This is a genomic window from Romboutsia sp. (assembly GCF_035470145.1).
Classification (GTDB): Bacteria; Bacillota; Clostridia; order Peptostreptococcales; family Peptostreptococcaceae; genus Romboutsia_D.
The window spans coordinates 1-7,666 of record NZ_DATIRC010000276.1 but is presented as its reverse complement, the minus strand read 5'-3'; the positions used below and the strand labels follow the sequence as shown (position 1 = coordinate 7,666).

The window sequence follows — 7,666 nt, the reverse complement described above, 5'->3', positions numbered from 1 at the left end:
TAAATGTATTAAATTCATCTAAGAAAATACCATTAATAAAAAGAATAATATTATTAGCTATTATATGTGTAATAGGAAGTGTTTTTTTAGCTTTTTTAATGCATCCATATGAATTTAGTGGAGGAATTTTTGCTATAACACTATTTATATCAATGGGTATATTTACATGGTATATAGTTAAAAAATTATGCTATTTAGCACAAATAATAGATGGAACTGATAAAATAAAAAACGGTGAACTTAATTACAAAATAGATGTAAATGGATATGATAACTTTACAGTACTTGCTCAAAACATAAATAACATTGGTGAAGGATTAGAAAAATCAATAGATAGCCAATTAAGAAGTGAAAGAATGAAATCAGAACTTATAACAAATGTAAGCCATGATTTAAAAACTCCTTTAACTTCTATAATAAATTATGTAGAGCTTATTAAAAAAGAAGATAACATACAACCAGGACATATAAAAGATTATGTAAAGGTGCTAGATTCTAAGAGTAAAAGGCTTAAGGTTTTAATAGAAGATTTATTTGAAGCTAGTAAAGCTAGTAGTGGCAATATTGAATTAAATATGGAGAATATAGATATAAAGCAATTACTAAGACAAAGTATTGGGGAAATGGAAGAAAAATTAGCTAGAGCTAATTTGGATTTAAAGTTAAATATACCGGAGGATAAGATTTATATAAATGCTGATGGTAGAAGAATGTATAGAGTTTTTGAAAATCTTTTATCTAATATAGCAAAGTATTCACTACCTAATACTAGAGTGTATATTGACTTAGTTCAAAGTGGTGAGGATATAAACCTGACTATGAAAAATATATCTTCTTATGAACTTAATTTTGATGCAGATGAAATAACTGAAAGATTTAAAAGAGCTGACGAGTCTAGAAATACAGAAGGTAGTGGGTTAGGTCTTGCTATTGCTAAGGATTTGGTTAAGATTCAAGGTGGAAATTTTGAAATTGAAATTGATGGAGATTTGTTTAAGGTGAATTTAGAATTCAAAAAATTAGAAAAATAGTATCAACTGAATATGTTAATATGTTAATAGGTTGATAGAATTATAAAAAATTTATTTACTAAGAAAAATTAAGATACTACACTTGTGTTGAAAAGATAAGATATACAATTAATATCTGAAGATAGATAAAAAGTCAGAAGGTTTTAGCCTTCTGACTTTTTTTGTTACAAAAACTTTATTAATTGTTTAAACATAAAATATATAGGTATAAATATATTAACAAAATAAAAAAAATTATATTAAATATAGATTATACAGGAGGTATTTTTATGAAAGTAACATTTCAAGGTGCACCATTAACATTAGAAGGAACTCAAGTAAAGGTTGGAGACACTGCCCCTAAGTTTACAGTGGTAGGTAATGATTTAAATCCAGTTAAATTAAGTGATACAAAAGGAAAAAGAGTATTTTTGACAGTACCATCTATAGATACTCCAGTTTGCGATATGGAAGTTAGAAGATTTAATACAGAAGCTAGTAAGTTAGATAATGTAGAAATATATACAGTATCTATGGACTTGCCATTTGCTCAAGCTAGATGGTGTGGTGCATCAGGTATAGATAAGGTTAACACTGTATCAGATTATAAGGATAGGGAATTTGGTAAAAATTATGGAGTATATATAAATGAATTAGGTCTTTTATCAAGAGCTGTCTTTGTTATTGATGAAGATAATAAAGTTGTTTATGTTGAATATTTAGAAGAAATAACTAATGAACCTAATTATGAAAAAGTACTACAAGCTTTAAAATAGTTATAAAAATGTTTATACTGTCATAAATAAAATAAGAAGATTATAAAAATAAAGTGAGTATATTTTAGAATGAAATACATTATGAAAATTAATATAAAAATTTAGATAATGAAGAATAGAAAATAACCTAGTTATTTAAATGACTAGGTTATTTTAATGTTTAATAAATAGGCAGTTAAAGATAGGATAATTTATACTTGAATAATAGAATATACTATACTACAATAAATTCTAAAATTAAGGGGAAATAATATGGAGTATTTTAATAAAGGTGGCAATTACAATGTACCACTAGATTATGCTAAAAAAGCTTTTTCAAATAGTGACCCTAAAAAGATGGCTATGTTTTCAAATTCACAGTATGATGAGGATAGCAAGACCTTTAAAATTAAATGTATGGATATGAATTTGTATGTAAAATATCCAAGTGGGGAAATTTTTTATGAAGATAATACTAAATTAAACAAAATATCATTAGAAATACTTATAATAAGATTTTTAGTTAATGCAAATCCAGTACCAGAAAGCCACAAGTACATAACTTTTAAAGAAATTGATGGAGGACATGTTTATTACTCTGCATTTTTAAAGACTAGCATAAACCGCCTAATAAGTAACTTTGGCAATGATATAAAAAAATTTGAAGATATTATGGAAAAAATCGGTGCTGCTAAATTAAATATAGGGGATATTGCGTATAAAATTAGATTTATAAATGATACTTATATTGCTTATGTACTTTGGGAAGGTGATGAGGAAATAGAACCTTGTGGCAATATTTTATTTGATTCTAACATAAAGTATTATTTTAATGCTGAGGATATTGCGGTAGTGGGAGATATGCCATTTATAAGGATATTTGAAGAACTTGATAAAATAAAATAGTCAAATTAAAATAAGTCTAGCAATAGGCTTGGGTAATATTAATGAATAAAAAATCCTAGAATGTAGTAATACAATAGTTCTAGGATTTTTTGTTATAATAAGAGTAGCAAAATGAAATATGCAAGTTTATCCAGTTTTAATCTCCGTAACTATAGCGTGTATCCCCAAAGAATAAGGGATAAGAAGAAGAAAATTCTGTGTTAACATCGATGACTTCTTTTGAAAAATCTTGAACTGTATTAGGAATAGCATCTAATGAATTTGCTTTATCTTGTGTATCAATAATTGCGCCAGGAGGAACAAATCTACCATAATCAACCACAACACCATTGGTTACAATAGCTCCTGTTCCAATAAAGCAATTACGTTTAACATAAGCATTAAATATAATAGATTTAAAACCTATAAAGGTATCATCTCCAATAAAACAAGGACCATGGATAACACAGCCATGTGCACAAGAGACATTATTACCAACATATATGGAATACTTTTTATTTTTCACCCTAATATATTTATCAGCTAAACCGTGAAAAATAACACCATCTTGAAGGTTAGTATTAGAGCCTATATAAAAAGGAGTTCCCTCATCAGCTCTTAGTGTAACATTACAGCCTATAAACACATTAGCATTAATAGTTACATCTCCTATAATAGATGAAAAAGGACCTATAAATACAGAAGAATCAATACTAGGAGAAATACTTTCATGAACAAAACTGGTACACGGATTAGGACCTATAAAATAAGTATATTGATTGGAAGGACCTAATGGATTAGGGACAGACTTAATCATATTATGATACCTCCTTAAATTGGTATATTATATATTACTGATATAATATATAAAAGATACCTAAAATAGTATTATAAAAGATATATAGGTAAGTGGCTTTAAAATTAAATATTGTAGGGTATAATTATAGATGTAAATTATTAAATAAATTTTCACAAGATAAAAGACGTAATTTTTATAGGAGGTAAACATGAATTCAATTTTTAAAAGAAGAAGTATAAGAAAATTCACAGAAACACCAGTAACCGAAGAACAAATACAGCAATTATTAAGAGCGGCAATGGCAGCGCCATCAGCTCACAATAAGCAACCATGGGAGTTTGTACTTACAACAAAAAGAGAAACTTTAGATAAATTAGCAGATAATCATCCATATGCAAAAATGTTAAAACAAGCACCACTGTGCATAGTAGTATGTGCAAATCCATCTAAGCAAGAAGAAGAAGGATTCTATGTACAAGATTGCTCAGCGGCTATACAAAATATATTAATAGAAGCTGTTGAAATAAACTTAGGAACAGTTTGGATAGGGCTTCATCCTCATGAAAACTTACAAAATCAAGTAAGAGAAATATTTAATATGCCAAGTGATATAGTACCTATATCTATGATAGCTATAGGTAATCCAGATGAAGAAAAACATGAAATAACTAGGTATAAAGAAGAAATTATACATAGAGAAATATATTAATAATATGAAAAAGTTCTAAAACCTTTTAAAGGAATTAGAGCTTTTTTTATGCTAAAATTAAAATGAAGACAAATCTAAATTAACACTAAGGGGGAAGGGTTATGGGGATTTATTTAGACAATGCAGCAACATCATATCCAAAGCCACAACAAGTAGCAAAATCCATATATGATTTTATGATAAAGAATGGATCAAGCTCAGGAAGAGGATCTTATCAAAGAGCTATGCAATCAGATTTTTTTGTTTATGAAACTAGAAAATTAGTAGGAGAGTTATTTAACTTTAAAGATCCTAAAAAAGTAATCTTCACATCAAATGTAACAGAGTCTTTAAACTTAGCACTAAGAGGCATACTAAAAGAAAATGACCATGTAGTAACTAGTAGCTTAGAACACAATGCAGTGTGGAGATGTTTAAAAACTTTAGAAAAAGAAAAAAACATAACAATAACTAAAGTTCCATCCACTAAAGAAGGATATACAAATCCAATGGATGTAGCTAAAAGTATAAAAAAAGACACAAAACTTATAGTGTTTAACCATGCATCAAATGTTTTAGGCACTATCCAGCCAATAAAAGAAATCGGAAAGATTGCTAAAGATAACGATGTTTTGTTCTTAGTAGATGTAGCTCAAACAGCAGGCGCATATAATATAGATGTTAAAGAAGATAACATAGATTTACTAGCATTTACAGGGCACAAAAGTTTACTTGGGCCAATGGGAACAGGTGGATTAATTATAAATTGTGACTATGATATAAATCCACTAAAAGTAGGTGGAACAGGTGGGGATTCTGCGTATGAATATCAACCTGATTACTATCCAAATAAACTAGAAACAGGGACTTTAAATGTAAGTGGGATAGTAGGACTTAGAGAAGCTATTAAATTTATAAATAAAGAAAGTATAGCAAAAATACATAACAAAGAAAAAGAATTAACAGCCTATGCACTATATAAATTAAAAGAAGTAAAAAATATTGAAATTTACGGACCACAAAACAGTGAAGATATCGTAGGAGTAATATCTTTTAATATAAAAAACATAAGAGCAGAGGATGCAGTACATGAATTAGACTCAAAGTATAATATAATGCTTAGAGCAGGTTTACATTGTGCACCAAATGCTCATGAATTAATAGGAACAAAAGAAATAGGAAGCATGAGAATAGGTATTGGATATTTTAATGAAAAAGAAGATATAGATAAATTAGTACAAGCACTAAATGAAATACAAGGATAATGAAGGGGGACACTATGTATTTAGAAAATATAAATTTAAGTTTTATTCAACCATGTACTACAGATGCTAAGAGAATAAGGATAAAAGCTAGCTTACCTAGAAATATAAGTGATATATTTCCTTATTTAAACTCATATCTAAAAACAGCAATATATAATCAAAAAGCAAATACACTTGTGTTTAACAAGGAACATAAAATTATAACTATTTTTGAAGAGAATATTAACGTTGCAAAACTACTTAATGAAACAGAAGCCTTTGAAGTATTAGATTATTTAAAAGATATTATAAATGAAGTAGATGAAAAAAGAAATGAAATACAACCATCATATGAGCTTAGAAAATTGCCAAGCCCAATAGAAGCATATACTCATTTACCTAAGCTAAACTGTAAAAAGTGTGGACAAGAAACTTGTTTAGCATTTGCGACAAAGTTAATAAAAGGCGAAACTAAGATAAAAAGATGCTTGCATTTATATGAAAAAGGAAATGAAAATAATATAGATAAACTTGAAAGTATGATTTTATTATTAGGACACGAAATTTAATATATAAATTATAAAACAATAAAGATTGTAATTGTCAGTATAAGATGACTTGGAGCATACTTTACATCAGTATTATTATGTGTTATATTTGGAACGATTGGGTATTATACCTATAAAAAATATTAAATCGAATTAAAATTATAGGAGAGAAATAATGGATATACTTATAACACAAAGTGCAAAAACAGAACTTGATAAACTAATTCAAAATAGTGAGAATAAAAATATAAGAATACGCACAAGATGTGTAACTATGTATGATGATGCAAAGCTTGATTTTGAATTAGATGAAATAAAAGAAAATGATGATGTATATGAAGTTGATGGATATAAAGTAATAATAAATAGAAACTTAGCAGACCAATTATATAGCCTAACAATATCATATGGAGGTTTATTAAGTAGAGATAAATTTTCAGTAGAAGGTGACTTTGGATTTTTCCAATATTAAAATAAGCAAATTATGATCCTCAGTGGGAGCTATATGAATAATTAAATTTTTTATAAAAATGTGAATTTTAAACTTTAAAATGGTTAATATATAAGTACATAGTTAATGAAAATTAATTATGTATCTAAACTTACTAGATAAAAGCTAGGACTCTAACCTAACCTTTTACTAGTATCTATTGGGGGTTTAGATGATGAGATATCTATTGATATCATATTAAATAACTTATCTGAATTAAAAAACCTCATTTTAATTCATAGCTGTTAGCTAATGAGGTCAATTACCAATAGGTGGCTAAATGCTAAGTAGCAGATGTTATTTAATAAAAATCGAAAAAGAGGGAAAAGCACACTAAAAAGTGATAGCTTTGGTAAAAGGCATTAGATTTGATAGTTATAACTATTAAATTTAGTGTCTTTTGTTTTTTTGAAATATTCTAGTTGACAATAAAAAGTAACAGATTATAATTAAAGTATAAAATAAAAATAGCTAGGGGAGCCAAATGGCTGAGAGGATATACCGACCCTTATACCTGATCTGGATAATGCCAGCGTAGGAAAGCTTTTATATAAATTTAAAATATAAATGCAAGAGTATTTAAATTTTAATTATATGATTATAAAGCTATACCTAATTAGGTATAGCTTTTTTTATATATTAGGGGGTAATAAAGATGTTTAATTTAATTCAAAAGGTAAAAGAAACAAATCCATTAGTGCTTCATTATACTAATAATGTAACAATAAATGACTGTGCAAATATAACCTTAGCAGTTGGAGGTAGTCCTTTAATGAGTTTTTCATATGAGGAAGTAGAAGATATAGTAAAGGTGGCAAGTTCTGTTGTAATAAATATAGGAACCATGAATTCAGAATTACTAAAGCTGTATTTAATAGCAGGTAAAATGGCCAATAAATATAATAAACCTGTAGTATTAGATCCAGTAGGAGTATTTGCAACTAAAGCGAGAACAGAATTTACAAATAAATTATTAAATGAAGTTAAATTTGATGTAGTAAAAGGAAACGTAGCAGAGATTAAGTTTATTGGTGGATTTGATGTAAAAGGAAAAGGTGTAGATTCTTTTGATGAAGAAGAAGATGCAACTGAAATAATAAAAAAGGTTGCTAAAAAGTTAGAATGTGTAGTAGTAGCCACTGGTAAAACTGATATAATAACTGATATCAATATAGTTTATAAAATAAATAATGGAACTTCAAAACTAAAAAGTATAACAGGAACAGGATGTATGAGTGCTAGTTTAA

The 7,666-nt window shown here is 27.4% G+C and carries 9 protein-coding genes and 1 riboswitch; of the genes, 8 read left to right on the top strand and 1 reads right to left on the bottom strand.

Annotated elements, in window-relative coordinates; all coding sequences use genetic code 11:
* The 3 genes from VLM92_RS11470 to VLM92_RS11460 all read left to right on the top strand — a co-directional run.
* The coding region (locus tag VLM92_RS11470; protein WP_325276473.1) for a sensor histidine kinase at nucleotides 1-1,031 on the top strand (1,031 nt) is incomplete at its 5' end.
* A gap of 269 nt (nucleotides 1,032-1,300) precedes the next feature.
* Nucleotides 1,301-1,786, top strand: coding sequence for a thiol peroxidase (gene tpx, locus VLM92_RS11465; protein WP_325276472.1), 486 nt, complete (start codon nucleotides 1,301-1,303; stop codon nucleotides 1,784-1,786).
* A 252-nt stretch (nucleotides 1,787-2,038) separates the two neighbouring features.
* Nucleotides 2,039-2,671 carry a DUF3786 domain-containing protein gene (locus VLM92_RS11460; protein WP_325276471.1) on the top strand — a complete coding sequence of 211 codons (633 nt, stop codon included), beginning with the start codon at nucleotides 2,039-2,041 and terminating at the stop codon, nucleotides 2,669-2,671.
* Nucleotides 2,672-2,807: 136 nt separating this feature from the next.
* Here the strand turns inward: VLM92_RS11460 and VLM92_RS11455 are convergent, their stop codons facing one another.
* Nucleotides 2,808-3,467 carry a carbonate dehydratase gene (locus VLM92_RS11455; protein WP_325276470.1) on the bottom strand — a complete coding sequence of 220 codons (660 nt, stop codon included), beginning with the start codon at nucleotides 3,465-3,467 and terminating at the stop codon, nucleotides 2,808-2,810.
* Nucleotides 3,468-3,657: 190 nt separating this feature from the next.
* On the opposite strand from VLM92_RS11455, the gene VLM92_RS11450 reads away from it, so the two are divergent.
* From VLM92_RS11450 to thiM, 5 genes are all read left to right on the top strand, one after another.
* Nucleotides 3,658-4,158, top strand: a complete 501-nt coding sequence (locus tag VLM92_RS11450; protein ID WP_325276469.1) for a nitroreductase family protein — start codon at nucleotides 3,658-3,660, stop codon at nucleotides 4,156-4,158.
* Between the two features lie 101 nt (nucleotides 4,159-4,259).
* Entirely contained in the window at nucleotides 4,260-5,402 is a 1,143-nt protein-coding gene (locus tag VLM92_RS11445) for an aminotransferase class V-fold PLP-dependent enzyme (RefSeq protein WP_325276468.1), read from the top strand.
* Between the two features lie 14 nt (nucleotides 5,403-5,416).
* On the top strand, nucleotides 5,417-5,950 hold the full coding sequence (locus VLM92_RS11440; RefSeq protein WP_325276467.1) for a (Fe-S)-binding protein: 534 nt from the start codon (nucleotides 5,417-5,419) through the stop codon (nucleotides 5,948-5,950).
* Between the two features lie 154 nt (nucleotides 5,951-6,104).
* Nucleotides 6,105-6,401, top strand: a complete 297-nt coding sequence (locus VLM92_RS11435; RefSeq protein WP_325276466.1) for a hypothetical protein — start codon at nucleotides 6,105-6,107, stop codon at nucleotides 6,399-6,401.
* A gap of 481 nt (nucleotides 6,402-6,882) precedes the next feature.
* A riboswitch (TPP riboswitch) is annotated at nucleotides 6,883-6,977 on the top strand.
* 97 nt (nucleotides 6,978-7,074) lie between these two features.
* On the top strand, nucleotides 7,075-7,666 hold a 592-nt coding region (thiM, locus tag VLM92_RS11430; protein WP_325276465.1), incomplete at its 3' end, for a hydroxyethylthiazole kinase.